This window comes from Gottfriedia acidiceleris (assembly GCF_036421055.1).
Lineage (GTDB): Bacteria > Bacillota > Bacilli > Bacillales > Bacillaceae_G > Gottfriedia > Gottfriedia acidiceleris_C.
This window is the reverse complement of the sequence record NZ_JAZGQS010000022.1, coordinates 20,997-34,423: the sequence shown is the minus strand read 5'-3', so window position 1 is coordinate 34,423 and position 13,427 is coordinate 20,997. Positions and strand designations below refer to the sequence as shown.

Here is a 13,427-nt window from a genome sequence, read left to right as displayed (position 1 = left end):
AAGACGAGTATTAATACTCGTCTTTCGCAATGGAATTATTGTGAATAAATTGTGTAGGTTTTTTTTGATTGAATTAAATCTACAGGCCAAACAGCACCGCCATCATTTAAATCAATACTTGCTATCTTTTTATACGAATACCATACAAGTTGCGAGCAATAAAATGATTTATCTTGATTTATACTAAAAAAATTTAAGTTATACTTACGCCCCAAATATGAATAAGCTTTGTCTGCAACTTTTGCATCTTGTGCAGCTGTTGTTCCATTGACCGATATAGCTTTAAAGTGTTTGTATCTTTTATTCCAATCATTATTCCACAAATTTACTCCATTTAAAGCAGCCCCTTTGTTTCCAAATGATTCTATTGTGTAGTAATTATTATAAGAAATTCCTGCATGCCCTCCTGCCCAAGTACTTGAGTTAGCACTAGCAGTATCAGTAGTTACAAAAATAGTTCCCTTTCTTTTCCATGTTGTACCTCGAAGCTCACTTTTTTTATCACCATAGAAAACCGGCTCTTCTAGTTGCTCTAGTTCAATTTCCAATTGTTTTGTTTCTATCTTAGCATTTGATAAATCTTTCTCTTCTTTTAAAGTTAAAGATTTATCTGCCTTCGCGTAAATACTTCCATAAAAACCAGATATGCTTAATGTAAAAGATAAAGTTCCAATCAAAATTACTTTTTTTAACATACTAATCTTTGCAACTAAATAACCCTAATTCATTTTTTTACATTTTAATAGCGATATTTAGTGCAGAATTCACCTCTCTTTTCTTAATTAAATTGAAAAATACGGGATATTTGTTTTGTAAAAATCAAAGAATAAAATCTCAATTAAACATAAAAAAGTTTACCAAAGTAATTTTTTCACCATTCTTCCTAATTTTTAATTAACGTTAATTCTTTATTTTTTAGTAAAATTTACTAGTATGTGAAAATATTAACATACTAAACTCATGAAGAATCCTTAAATTTATGAAGAAAGTATGACCAATTTGATTATTTTAAATAATTATCAAATTTAAGTAGTCAAAAAATCACTAGTACATTTCTACTTAAAAATCTATGAAACATCGTTAATTTCTAAAAATAAATTTAAGTTAATAGTTCTCAAGTAATCGTTCAAAAAGACTAAAAACAAAATAAGCGTGATATCACAAAGCGAACAAGCATACACATTAAATATTGATTCCCAAAATTCTCCATTTTACATAGTCAATAAAATTGTACAGGAGGTCAGGAATGATTAAATTTAAACATGTAAATAAGTTTTATGGCGATTTTCAAGTCTTGAAAGATATTAATCTCACAATCAATAAAGGTGAAGTTGTTGTTGTGATTGGGCCGTCGGGTTCTGGTAAAAGTACTTTGTTGCGTTGTATCAATCATTTGGAAACGATTAATGACGGGACTCTTACTGTCAGTGGGATTTCTGTTGGGGATAAAAACACAGATCTCAATAAGTTAAGACGCAATATTGGAATGGTTTTTCAGCATTTTTATTTGTATCCGCACAAAACTGTGCTTGAAAATATTACTCTAGCTCCTATGAAAGCGCTGGGCCAATCTAGAGAAGAGGCTGATGAAACAGCCAAACATTTTCTTGAAAAGGTAGGCATTTTAGAAAAGGCCAAGTCCTACCCTTCTCAGCTTTCTGGTGGGCAGCAACAACGTGTGGCAATTGCTCGCGGGCTTGCGATGAAACCGGAAATTATGCTTTTTGATGAACCTACTTCAGCACTTGATCCTGAAATGATTGGTGAAGTGCTAGATGTTATGAAGACTCTTGCTAGGGAAGGCATGACGATGGTTGTCGTGACTCATGAAATGGGCTTTGCCAGAGAGGTTGCCGACCGCATCGTCTTTATGGACGAGGGTCGCATATTAGAAGAAGCAACTCCGGCTGAGTTTTATGCGAATCCGCGTGAAGAACGGGCTCGCTTATTTCTTAGCCGTATATTAAATCATTAATAGGAGGTAATGGAATGTTTCTAAAAAAATTTATGAAGATGGCATTAGTTTCAACAACAGCCGCCTTAGTTTTTGCAGGTTGTGGTGGAAAGGATGATACAAAAAGCAAAGATGCTCTAGCTCGTATTAAGGATGATAAGAAAATCGTATTTGGTGTAAAATATGACACTCGTTTATTTGGATTGAAAAATCCTTCAACAGGTAAAGTAGAGGGATTTGATATTGACCTTTCCAAAGCACTAGCAAAAGAAATGTTTGGCGATAAAGTTAAACCAGAATACATAGAGGTTACGTCAAAAACCAGGGTTGGCCTCTTAAATAATGGGAAAGTTGATGCGGTAGTCGCTACAATGACCATTAATGAAGAACGTAAAAAAGAAGTAGATTTTACTGATGTTTACTTTAATGCCGGACAATCTTTACTCGTGAAAAAAGGCAGTAAAGTTCATGGACTTGCTGACTTGAAAAAAGGTACAAAAGTGCTTGCTGTTAAAGGGTCCACTTCTGCTGTAAATATTCGTCAGAAAGCTCCTGAAACAACAGTACTTGAATTTGAAAACTATGCTGAAGCATTTACAGCCCTAAAAGCTGGTAAAGGTGATGCCTTAACGACTGATGATTCAATTCTTTATGGAATGAAAGAAGAAGATCCTTCATTTGAATTAGTAGGTGGAACTTTTACCCAAGAACCTTATGGAATTGCGGTTAAAAAAGGAAATAAAGACCTTGTCGATGCATTAAATAAAGCATTAAAAAACCTGAAAGCTTCAGGTAAATACGATGAAATTAAGAATAAATGGATTAAAAAATAATTATTGATGTTGGGAGATGCAGAGTCCGTCATTTTACGGGCCTGCTTTTCCTGATCATTAGGAGGAAATCCTTTGATTGATTTCTCGATTTTAACAGAACATATGGAGTATTTTTTAGAAGGATTAAGAGTTACCATTTTAACTAGTTTAATTGCATTACTAAGTAGCTTTATTTTAGGAACAATTATTGCTGTCATGCGAATTGCTCCAATTAAACCACTTAACTGGTTAGGTTCGATTTATGTGGAATTTATTCGTAATATCCCTGTACTAGTGGTCGTGTTTTTTACTTACTTAGCTGGCAGTTTTAGTGGAATGGTTGCAGGAACAATCGGATTGACCATCTATACAGCAGCCTTCATTTCCGAAGCAATCCGTGCCGGTATTCTCTCTGTTCCAAAAGGACAAATGGAAGCTGCCCGCTCAACAGGTTTGAGTTACGGACAGGCAATGAGATTCATTATTCTCCCCCAAGCGATCAAAATCGTCATCCCTCCTCTTGGCAATCAATTTCTAAATTTAGTAAAAAATTCATCATTGTTAGCAGTCGTAGCTGGTGGAGATTTAATGTATCAAGGCGATCTAATATCTGCAATGACATACGTAACGTATGATACTTATATTTTTGTAGCCTTATTTTACTTAGTCTTAACGATTCCTTTAAGTATTGGAGTAGGCTATTTAGAAAAACGCTTGGCTAGAAGTAATTAAGGAGGTGGATGAATGGACTTTCTGCAGCCGTTCGCTGATGTGTATACACTTGATCATATAAAATTTTTACTAGAAGGATTTTTGGTCACCCTTAAAGTCGCTGCCATTTCAATCGTACTAAGTTTTATGATTGGTGGACTGATTGGTACGCTTAGATATACGAAGATTCCCGTTGTTACTCAATTACTAACCGCGATTGTTGAGATCATTCGGAACCTGCCTTTGCTACTCATTATATTCTTTACGTATTTTGCCCTACCAGAAATCGGGATTGAAATGAAAATAACAACAGCAGCAATCGCAGCATTGACAGTATTTGAATCAGCTATGATATCAGAAATTATTCGAAGTGGCTTAAACTCGATTGAAAAAGGACAGACTGAGGCAGCACGTGCATCTGGACTGAATTATATCCAGACATTGCGTCACATCGTCTTACCTCAAGCATTGAGACGAATGGTTCCGCCCCTTGTTAGTCAGTTTATTTCTTTACTGAAAGATACATCGTTAGCTGTTGTAATTGCGTTGCCAGATTTATTGCATAATGGACAGATTATTTATGCGCAGAAGGAATCTTATGTGATCCCTGTTATGGTGATGGTTTCGTTGATGTATTTTATTGTTAATTATGTTTTGTCGTTGGTTGCGCGTAGATTGGAGATTAAGCAGTCTTAGGAAATCCGGTTCTTAAATTGGGCCGGATTTTTTATTTTATAATGAGTAACAAAACGATATCTTTCGGAACGATAATATCGTATCACCTAAAGAAAAACAGCGAAGACTTCGCACTAATTATTTTGCACGGAATTTCTCAATGCCCTCTATAAAATACTCTCTTTCACATCAGTCAGGTTTTATTTACTCATCTTGTGATAGATGATTTAATGAATCCAATTTTAAACTTGCTAAACAAATTGGATTTTCACTATTAGCATCGATCAACCATTGATAAACTGGTATCATATTCATGTCTTTTTCCCAACACTTATCATAAAGTTTAGAAACTTCTTTTGATACATAAAAATCTACTTTAGGATTTACACTTGGTTTAAACTCAATAAAAGTTTCTGCAAGTTCTAATAATGCATCTTGTTTTTCATCTGTTAAATTATCAAAAGTGTATACTCTCACAAAGATTAGATTTCGATCATCATCCCATTCTTTTATAAATACAGGATGTAAATCTTTAAAATCATTTGGTGTACCTGCTCTACTAACATCTTCTAATACTAGATAGCCTATTTTTTCATAATATCCCTTTGGTTTTATTTCTTTTATTATAAAAATCATATGATTTTTATAATTCAATTCTAATTGTAATAAAAATTGATAATTTACCAAAAAACACTCCTTTTTAAATTAACAATAAAAATGCTCCCCCTGTAGCAATACTTGAAGTAACAAATATAACTAGACCTACAACTGACAAAAATACCTATAGCAATTATTATATCAGCTGTTTTTTTCAGATTTAACTTTTTAGCTTCAATTTTATCCTTTGCTTTCTCCATTTCTTTTAAATCTTCTTCCCCTTTTTTATAATCTTTTAAGTCATTTCATCAGCCCTTTCATTTCACATTAGCTTCAGTAACCAAAATTCGTCTACCTGATGTTGTGTCTAGAACTAGTAAAAAATAATGTAACATCGAGAATTATTAATTTTTCATGATCATCACTCCTTATTAAAAAGAACTAACTTGTGAAAATATTAACATAATGATTTATATAAAAATCATTATAAATGTGATAAAAAATTGAAGATTTCGGAAACAAAAATATACAGTCTAAAAATTTAAAGACTGCAACGATACTTTAATATGCATGGAGCTTTTGAAACGTCTTAATCTAAACAATCTCGATTATAAATGGTAAAACTTTCATAATTTCGTAATCTTTTAGTAAAAAATACAGATTACATTCTGTTAATATTTTATAAAGAAATACTAATTGAGAAATTATTTATAGATTAATTGAAAGTAGCCTGCCGAGGTGGAAAATGAAAAAATTTTTTATATTAATATATCTAAGTACCTTCTTGATTTTTTCAGGATGTGATAGTGAAAAAAATCTAAAAAGCACATCTTTAAATACAATTTCAATAAATAATATAAAAATATATGATAAGATCGACGATGTAGATTTAAGTGGTTATGTTAAAAGTCCTCCATTTTCAAGACGGAATGCAAAATATTACTTGAAAATTTAATATTGGATGTAAATAAAAAAAATCAATTAAATTATTTGTTCGGCTTTTATAGTGAAAACAAGGTAATCATTAATGGGAAATCCACTTTAAAATATATAAGTGATGTTACTAAATTACTTTAGAATAATTACAAAGAAGCTTGGGAAGATGGAGCACAAGATCTTAAGTATCATAGTTATTTTGATAAAAATCAAAAATTAATCCTTAAAATAGTATATAATATTGTATCCAAAGAAATTGCTTGGGTTGTAATAAAATCAACTGATTAAGCAGAGTGATGAAAAAAAAGCTGACTCAAAAGGTCGTTGATGAACGACTTTTTGGGTCAGCTTTTTGTATTGTCCAATAAACTACATTGCTAATCTCTATCATTCATATTATTTTATTCATCTTGTGATAGATGATTTAATGAATCCACTTTTAAATTTGCTAAACTAATTGGATTTTCACTATTAGCATCTATTAACCATTGATAAACAGGAATCCTATTCATATCATTTTCCCAACTTTTCTCATATAGGTTTAAAACCTCATTTGCAACAAAAAAATCTACTTTAGGATTTACACTTGGTTTAAACTAAATAAAGTATTTTTTGCTAAAATAGAACTCCACTCAATAATATCAATTCATAGCTGAATATTATAATGAAATTTCATAGTTAATTCACAATATAAGATAACTATATAATGGATTACTAGTTAAAATTAACTTATCTTTTATTGGAGGAGAATATATTATGAAAAAGAAAAAAAAGATAATGAATCCTTTATTAATAGCTAGTGTATTAATAATCACTTCGTACACTTATGTAAAAATAAAACTGCATTTTACAAAAAATGCAGTTGAGGAATATCTTATTAAGGAAAAAGGCTTAAAAAAGCAAGAGATAGAAGAACTTCATCCAGTTTTTGATTGGATTAAATCATCAGGTGATCTAAAATGGTCAGTTCGCGTAAAAATAAAAGGTGATAATAAATATTATGGTTATTATAAAGATCGTAAAAAAAATAAAGTAATATTAGATCCACTTAGATAATAAGAGCATCAATACTTGTGAAAAAGTTAACATAAAACTTTTTCAAACGGAAATGCCCATAATTTTTCTCCTTGACTTAATACTTAGTTAGAATAATTTGAAATACTTTCTCTTCATATATTATGAAAGTCAATTTTATATTTTGCTTTTTATCAAGATACGTTATCATATCTCCTATTTCATCAATCGAGCGAATGTAGTTATTACCGTATATACTTTTAATAGTCGATACATCGCTTCCTATTCCAATACCTTTATTCGTTTTTAATTTAGGATCTTCAGAAACAATACTATTAATTTTATTGTTTTTAATTCCAATATAGATTTTCTTAAATTGATAGTTTCTATCATTATCAACAGGAAGTATTACTACAATGTCTGTGTGTTTAACTGTACTACCATATTTACTTTTTAGATCTACCAATAGTTCAGGTGTAACTTGTTTATCAATCATAATTTCATTCAATCCTTCATTTTTTAGTGAAGTACTTTCTAGTAGTCTATTTTTTACTAAAATAAAAGTACGCTCAACAATGAAAAAACCTACTAATAGTAATACAATAATTCCAAATAGTACAGTAATATACTTCCAGGGGATCAGTTTATATAATAGATTCCCTAGAATTAGTAATAAAATTAAAACTAAGATTTTTATTATCATTTTTTTATTCTCCCAAACTTTTACGAAATGTAGGTATTCCATGACCTTTAACTATAAGGAAATAGCGAAGGCTTCCTAGATATTATAGAGAAGGCTTCGCATATTTTTTTCACGAACTTTTTTAGTGTCCTCTATAAGGGCTCTCTCCCACATCTTTCAGTTCTTATTTATTTATCTTGTGATAGATGATTTAATGAATCCATTTTTAAATTTGCTAAACTAATTGGATTTTCACTATTAGCATTTATTAACCATTGATAAACAGGAATCTTATTCATATCATTTTCCCAACTCTTCTCATAGAGTGTTAAAACCTCCTTTGCGACAAAAAAATCTACTTTAGGATTTACATTCGGTTTAAACTCAATAAACGTTTCTGCAAGTTCTAATAATGCATCAATTTTTTCCTCATTTATACTATCAAAAGTATAAATTCTCGCAAAAATAAGATTTCGATCATCATCCCATTCTTTTAAAAAGACAGGATGTAAATCTTTAAAATCATTAGGTGTACCTGGACGATTAACATCTTCTAATACCATATAACCAATTAAACTTCTAGCTCCTTTTGTATCTTCATTTATAGCGAGAATCATATGATTTTTACAATTTAGCTCTAATTGAAGAGAATAACAGTTTTTCTCCAAAAGTCTTACTCCTTTTTAAAAAGTAATTATATAACAGGTAAAATTTACTAATTTATGAAAATGTTAACACATTAAGTTCTATTAAACTCACTTCAAATGTGATAATAAATTGAAGAATTCGGAAATAAAAAATACAGTCTTCAAAATTTGAAGACTGCAATGATACTTTAATATATTATTGTATTCTCTGAACTTTCATTTTTAAACCTATAAAACTTATTTTTCACACGCTATTAAATCTTTATCGCGATCCATTTTTTTATTAGCGTCATATAGAGCTTTTGATGCATACGGTTTATATTTAGTTTTACCGCCTTTATTTTTAACGGATGCATTACGGGCAACTCCACCCTTGTATGTCTTGTTCAATTCAGTACAGTTTTTAAAAGTTTTCACAGCTGCACTAGCATCATCTGTTGTAATGATTGAATAACTTTGAATAAGTCCAATTGTAAGAATACCAATAACAAGTTTTTTCATCTGTAATAGCTCCAATCTATTTTTTTGTTACAAAAAGAAATAATTATGTATTTTTATCTTAATCTATTAATAATTTTAACATAGATATTCTTGTTATTTTAGTAAAAATTAACCAGATTTGTTCAGGAAGTATTTACTAACTTTAATAAACCATCTCTAAAATTGGATAGGTTTAAGCTTGTTTGGCATTGGAATTTCTCCTTCGAGATTATTAGTAGTGAGTTGGTATATAGAAAAAATGTGTACAGATTTGGCTGTACACATTTCTTATTTAGTATATTATTTTATTTTATTTTATGTTTTTCATTTTAAACTTAATACTCTCTATTAAATTTGTTTACACGTCATAATTAACAATATACTGCTGCATTTTAGTATTGTAATACCCTTCACTATATTCGATTAAATCGCCTACTTCATTATAAGAATAACGTGAGCGCTTTAATAAAGAAGTACCCTTTTCTACTTGTAATCTTTCTTCGACGTGAGGAGGCGCTAACTCGACTTCAAACCCATCTCGAAATTTCTCTAAAGATACACCTTGTGTTTCAATCAATCCATACAAGGAATGGACATTTATGTCTGATAGGTCGATTCCATCCAAATGTCTAGATTCTAAATAATGCGTGTAGTGAATATAAGGTACTTCATCTAGATAATAAAGACGTTCGATATAAAAGCACTTCTCGCCAAATAAATGATAAAGCTCTGTGTCTTTTTGATTATGTATGATTTCTGCGCACAATAAATCTTTTTGTATTTTATGTCCTTCATCTACTAATACTTCTGTAAAACGCTTTCCTTTTGATAATTTTGAGGTAGAGCTGTTACGTAGGACTCTTGTACCTTTCCCACTCATTTTTTCTAGAAATCCGTCTTGAACAAGCTCTTTAATAGCATTGCGAATTGTTATTTTACTTCCATTGAATTCACTTTCCAGTTGTATTTCTGAAGGAATATTTGTATCAACAGGATACAGTCCATGTAAAATTCGATCCTTTAAGATATCCTTTACTTGTAAATACAATGGTCCTTTTTTTCAAGTTACACTCACTTACATTCACTGCCTTTCTACATCTCCCACTGAATCATTTACCGTACGGATTATATCACGTTTAGATGACATTGTATTGGGTACTAAATAAAAAAAGATGTACACGGTTAGTCATTTTTTAATGACAGTACAGTGCACACCGTTAAACTTTTCATTAATTTTATTCTTTACAATAATTCTTTTATTAAATCTTTCATTCCATTATTATCAGTTCCTGGAATCATGCTAATAGCTCCCATACCATATCTTTCATGGTAATTTTTTGAAAAAAGATTCTTATCCTTTACCCCACCATTTGTAACTGGAGTTAAAATATAAACCTCAGAAACTACTTTTTGATGTGTTTCACATGCTAGTATTCCATCCCTATATTTATGCATTTCTCCTAAGGCAGTTCCAAGGTTATGTTCACAACGATATTTCGGATCAAATATATAGACTTTCTCTTTCAATTCTAAAAATATATCGGGTATCATTTTTTGAGTGTAGCTGTAGTATGGTTTTGTATTCCATTGAATACTTTTTTGATAAACTAACTTCCCATTTTTTAACATAATTTCGCTTTCACGATTTTGAGCTAAATTAAGAAAAAAACCGTTCGTTTCAAATCTAAATAAATTAGATAGGTTATCAATCATATCTTCTTCTCGAAGAAATTTTACAAGTTGTAAATAAGCCCATATTTCATAGAGCTCATATGTACTTTTTAAAGGGATATTTTGCTGTACATCCCACTTCAAATTTCCAAATTTAAAAAATTTATTGAACCATTGGTAAAACATACGATATTGAGGATGCTTTCGAAACACTTGAGTTACTTTTATACTTCCATTGATTGGTTTAACCGCTTTGATAAAATCCCAATTAAGCCAATTTTGAATGATGTAATTATACTTTTTAGCTTTCGTTGCGATAGAGTAATCATCTATTTGCTCGTATTTTCTTAAAGCAACACTTAATTCATTTAGCATTTTTACCAAGGCTTGGTTTTCATATGTAGCATAAGTTTCATTTGTTTGATTGGCATGAATTAACATATTAGGAGAAGGTTGAATAATTCCCTTTTTATCAAACCATTTTTCTACTCCAGTACTAACAACCTTCACTTTTTCTATTTTAATAAATTCCTGTTCCCTAATTAACTTTCTTAGAGGATTCTTCTTAATGTTAAGAAGAATATTTCTTAGTCCATAGAAATTTTTTTCAATATATTGCCACTGTAGAAAAGAGATGTTCCTTTTTCGTTTATCAGTTGAAACACTTTTTTCCAAACCAGACATTTCAAAACACAATTCTGCTTCATCTAAAATATTTTCTAACATGACAGAAAATTGTTCATTTGTTAATTTTCTATCGTCGGGATAAATGTACTGCTTAATACTCTCATCATTTACTGTAAATAAAACCTCTCCGCTGTAAAATGGGATTTCAATTACACCCTCCCATCCGTAATCAGTTTTGTTCAACGGAATCGCCACTCTATTTAATAAAAATTTAAATGCATCACTTAAATCTGCTTTCCACCTATAACTCATTCCTTCAATTAAATAAGCATCGCTTAATTTTATCCATGCATTGTCCCAAATATAAATATTAACGCCAGAACTGTGTAGCTCCATATAACTCCAGTTCCCTTCTCATTCTCAATAAATGTTTATTCGTAATACTATTATTTAATAGAGTGTTTTCAGTCCATTTAATTAATATTTCTATTAATGTTGAGATTCTTTCGTCACCTTTAATTTTCGGTAGAATCTTTTCACTAATTACAACATCAAATGCTTCTAGGACATCCATTTTAAATTCATCTTCAAGTCTAGCATTTGCATATAATTTATTTAACATCTCATTAATTGAACGATAACCAAAATGAAGCTCGTATGGAATTAGGAATTGATATAGTTCAGTTAAATACGTCCACTCTTGCTGTAAAACACTTTTAAATTTTGTATCTTTACTCTCCCAATAATTAGATAAATGAATATCAGAAAGTGTCATGACAAATGCTCGGTCAAGTACTTTATCTGAAATACTATGTGTTGTTTCATCTACGTTTATTGTTCCTATGATATATACATTATGTGGAATTTTAATTGACTTCGGAATATCAGTCTCATTTTCTTCATTATGTAGATGAATAGGTAGCCTTGATTCAACTGCACTTAAGTAATCACTTAAATAGTACTCTACCTTTGCTAGATTCATTTCATCTAAGACAATAAAGTGTGGTTTATGTTTTTCTTGATTAGCTTTTAAAATCATATTTAAAAAAGGTGTAGAAATATATCTTTTTTCAAGATTACTATAATAACCAAATAACGGAGAAGAATCCATCCAATCAGGTCTAACCGCTATTAACTCATAGTAAGGATTTTCGTCTTCATAATTTAAGCCATACACTGCATTCCCATATAAACGACATAATTGTGTTTTTCCCGTCCCTGAGATTCCATTTAAAATAACAAAATGTTTATCTTCTAAACACGTTAAATTAAGATGAAAATCTCGAATGATAGACTGAGAGAATGTTAAAGGCGATTCCTCAGCTTTTTGAAGAATATTTGAAAGTTCAAACACTGGACTTAAATTTTCTAATTGTACTTCATCAACGTCATCTTCTTCGATTAATTGTTCCTCTTCCAATTTAGGCAAAGTAAATGATCCCTTTACATCCGCAAAAATTAGTGCCGCCTTAACTAAGGTTGCCTTAATATCTTTGATTTCCTCCTCAAATCTACCTGTAATTTTATTAAAGGTTCCTACTATAATTTGACTTCCTTCTATAGCAAATTGATGTTCCTTAAGAACAGATTCAGCTTTCCTTTTTAAATCTTCATTACTTAGCCCTGTTCTTTGGTAAAAACTTATATTCTGTCTCCATTTACCATTCGAATCCTCCACAAGTTTCCTTAACATAAAAGCAATTAGATTATTACCATTTACATTTACTAATAATGATTCCTTATAATCGTACTGGGAATATGATAAACGCTTACTAAACTCAATCGTCCCTTTTGTTATAAGTTGCTTATGTTCATAAAGCGAAAAAACTTGCTTAAATTTTTCTCTTTCTTCAAATTCAATTGTATATTGATTATTAAATAGATTTATAGTTATTGGCTCTGTTAGTAGTGATACCTGATTACCAATTTTCATTACTTCTTCGTGAATATTTTGTTCAATAAACAGATATTCATATATTGGCTTAAGTGAATTTAAAACAATTGTAAGTTCTTTTAAGATAAAATCTTCATTTTCAATATATGATAAAGAATAACTTTTTCCGAATGATAATGTCGGTTTTTTCTTTTCTTTAATTAATTGTTCAACCCTACTTACGAATTCACTTTTTTGAACTATCTCTCCACCAATCATTAGATCAATATCCAATGATAATAAATCGATTATTTCCAGTAATCCTTCGATTTTTTCATTTCTTTTGTAAAGCTTTAAGAATGGATAAATCTTCGAATCTAATTTAATGGTTACTTTTTCTTCTTGTAAATTACATTCCAGTTTTAAAAGATTACATTCTTGATCTAATAAATCCTTTTTAACTAACTCAACAAACCCTCTAGTACCATAAGACTGCTTTTTCTCGGAGTAATCTGGATTCTTCAAATCATTTATCGTCGTTTTTAAAGTACCTTCATAACCGTGTATGTAATAATTTTCTAAAAAAGTAAACCTATCCTTATTTTGATCGATAAAACGCTGCATTAATCCCCTAAGTATTGGTTGAACTTCGTTAAGTATTCTTTCATTTCTTTTAATAGGCTCTTCATTAATAATTGTATTTATTTCTTCTACTTTAAACATTGGTACACTCCTTTTTGCTCGCACT

The 13,427-nt window shown here is 30.2% G+C and carries 13 protein-coding genes; 5 read left to right on the top strand and 8 right to left on the bottom strand.

Annotated elements, in window-relative coordinates; translation table 11 throughout:
* Positions 1 to 35 precede the first annotated feature (35 nt).
* Entirely contained in the window at positions 36 to 695 is a 660-nt protein-coding gene (locus tag RAH41_RS21485; protein ID WP_331225315.1) for a YiiX/YebB-like N1pC/P60 family cysteine hydrolase, read from the bottom strand.
* Positions 696 to 1,246: 551 nt separating this feature from the next.
* On the opposite strand from RAH41_RS21485, the gene RAH41_RS21480 reads away from it, so the two are divergent.
* The 4 genes from RAH41_RS21480 (at position 1,247) to RAH41_RS21465 (ending at position 4,173) form a co-directional block, all read left to right on the top strand.
* A complete protein-coding gene (locus RAH41_RS21480) occupies positions 1,247 to 1,975 on the top strand; it encodes an amino acid ABC transporter ATP-binding protein (RefSeq protein WP_331225314.1) in 729 nt (242 codons plus the stop codon).
* A 14-nt stretch (positions 1,976 to 1,989) separates the two neighbouring features.
* Positions 1,990 to 2,787: a transporter substrate-binding domain-containing protein gene (locus tag RAH41_RS21475; RefSeq protein WP_331225313.1), complete on the top strand. Its 798-nt coding sequence runs from the start codon at positions 1,990 to 1,992 to the stop codon at positions 2,785 to 2,787.
* 72 nt (positions 2,788 to 2,859) lie between these two features.
* Positions 2,860 to 3,498 carry an amino acid ABC transporter permease gene (locus tag RAH41_RS21470; RefSeq protein WP_331225312.1) on the top strand — a complete coding sequence of 213 codons (639 nt, stop codon included), beginning with the start codon at positions 2,860 to 2,862 and terminating at the stop codon, positions 3,496 to 3,498.
* A 12-nt stretch (positions 3,499 to 3,510) separates the two neighbouring features.
* A complete protein-coding gene (locus RAH41_RS21465; RefSeq protein WP_331225311.1) occupies positions 3,511 to 4,173 on the top strand; it encodes an amino acid ABC transporter permease in 663 nt (220 codons plus the stop codon).
* Between the two features lie 183 nt (positions 4,174 to 4,356).
* On the opposite strand, the gene RAH41_RS21460 is transcribed toward RAH41_RS21465, so the two are convergent.
* The gene (locus RAH41_RS21460; RefSeq protein ID WP_331225310.1) at positions 4,357 to 4,839 is read right to left on the bottom strand and encodes a hypothetical protein; all 483 of its coding nucleotides are present in this window, start codon (positions 4,837 to 4,839) and stop codon (positions 4,357 to 4,359) included.
* A gap of 1,602 nt (positions 4,840 to 6,441) precedes the next feature.
* Between RAH41_RS21460 and RAH41_RS21455 the strand changes: the two genes are divergently transcribed.
* Complete coding sequence (locus RAH41_RS21455; RefSeq protein ID WP_331225309.1) at positions 6,442 to 6,741, top strand: hypothetical protein; 300 nt, start codon at positions 6,442 to 6,444, stop codon at positions 6,739 to 6,741.
* A gap of 76 nt (positions 6,742 to 6,817) precedes the next feature.
* On the opposite strand, the gene RAH41_RS21450 is transcribed toward RAH41_RS21455, so the two are convergent.
* The 6 genes from RAH41_RS21450 to RAH41_RS21425 all read right to left on the bottom strand — a co-directional run bounded on the left by RAH41_RS21450 (position 6,818) and on the right by RAH41_RS21425 (position 13,402).
* Positions 6,818 to 7,402: a hypothetical protein gene (locus tag RAH41_RS21450; protein WP_331225308.1), complete on the bottom strand. Its 585-nt coding sequence runs from the start codon at positions 7,400 to 7,402 to the stop codon at positions 6,818 to 6,820.
* Positions 7,403 to 7,569: 167 nt separating this feature from the next.
* Complete coding sequence (locus RAH41_RS21445) at positions 7,570 to 8,049, bottom strand: hypothetical protein (protein WP_331225307.1); 480 nt, start codon at positions 8,047 to 8,049, stop codon at positions 7,570 to 7,572.
* 216 nt (positions 8,050 to 8,265) lie between these two features.
* Complete coding sequence (locus tag RAH41_RS21440; RefSeq protein WP_331225306.1) at positions 8,266 to 8,529, bottom strand: excalibur calcium-binding domain-containing protein; 264 nt, start codon at positions 8,527 to 8,529, stop codon at positions 8,266 to 8,268.
* 337 nt (positions 8,530 to 8,866) lie between these two features.
* The gene (locus RAH41_RS21435; protein WP_331225305.1) at positions 8,867 to 9,556 is read right to left on the bottom strand and encodes a GntR family transcriptional regulator; all 690 of its coding nucleotides are present in this window, start codon (positions 9,554 to 9,556) and stop codon (positions 8,867 to 8,869) included.
* Positions 9,557 to 9,750: 194 nt separating this feature from the next.
* Positions 9,751 to 11,202, bottom strand: a complete 1,452-nt coding sequence (locus RAH41_RS21430; protein ID WP_331225304.1) for a DUF2357 domain-containing protein — start codon at positions 11,200 to 11,202, stop codon at positions 9,751 to 9,753.
* Positions 11,177 to 13,402, bottom strand: a complete 2,226-nt coding sequence (locus RAH41_RS21425) for a hypothetical protein (RefSeq protein ID WP_331225303.1) — start codon at positions 13,400 to 13,402, stop codon at positions 11,177 to 11,179. Before RAH41_RS21425 ends, RAH41_RS21430 begins: the two co-directional genes overlap by 26 nt.
* Positions 13,403 to 13,427: the final 25 nt, after the last annotated feature.

What these genes read in the sequence shown, in the direction of transcription:
- RAH41_RS21485 (WP_331225315.1), bottom strand. Translation starts at nt 695, where the DNA reads ATGTTAAAAAAAGTAATTTTGATTGGAACTTTATCTTTTACATTAAGC.
- RAH41_RS21480 (WP_331225314.1), top strand. Translation starts at nt 1,247, where the DNA reads ATGATTAAATTTAAACATGTAAATAAGTTTTATGGCGATTTTCAAGTC.
- RAH41_RS21475 (WP_331225313.1), top strand. Translation starts at nt 1,990, where the DNA reads ATGTTTCTAAAAAAATTTATGAAGATGGCATTAGTTTCAACAACAGCC.
- RAH41_RS21465 (WP_331225311.1), top strand. Translation starts at nt 3,511, where the DNA reads ATGGACTTTCTGCAGCCGTTCGCTGATGTGTATACACTTGATCATATA.
- RAH41_RS21455 (WP_331225309.1), top strand. Translation starts at nt 6,442, where the DNA reads ATGAAAAAGAAAAAAAAGATAATGAATCCTTTATTAATAGCTAGTGTA.
- RAH41_RS21450 (WP_331225308.1), bottom strand. Translation starts at nt 7,402, where the DNA reads ATGATAATAAAAATCTTAGTTTTAATTTTATTACTAATTCTAGGGAAT.
- RAH41_RS21440 (WP_331225306.1), bottom strand. Translation starts at nt 8,529, where the DNA reads ATGAAAAAACTTGTTATTGGTATTCTTACAATTGGACTTATTCAAAGT.
- RAH41_RS21430 (WP_331225304.1), bottom strand. Translation starts at nt 11,202, where the DNA reads ATGGAGCTACACAGTTCTGGCGTTAATATTTATATTTGGGACAATGCA.
- RAH41_RS21425 (WP_331225303.1), bottom strand. Translation starts at nt 13,402, where the DNA reads ATGTTTAAAGTAGAAGAAATAAATACAATTATTAATGAAGAGCCTATT.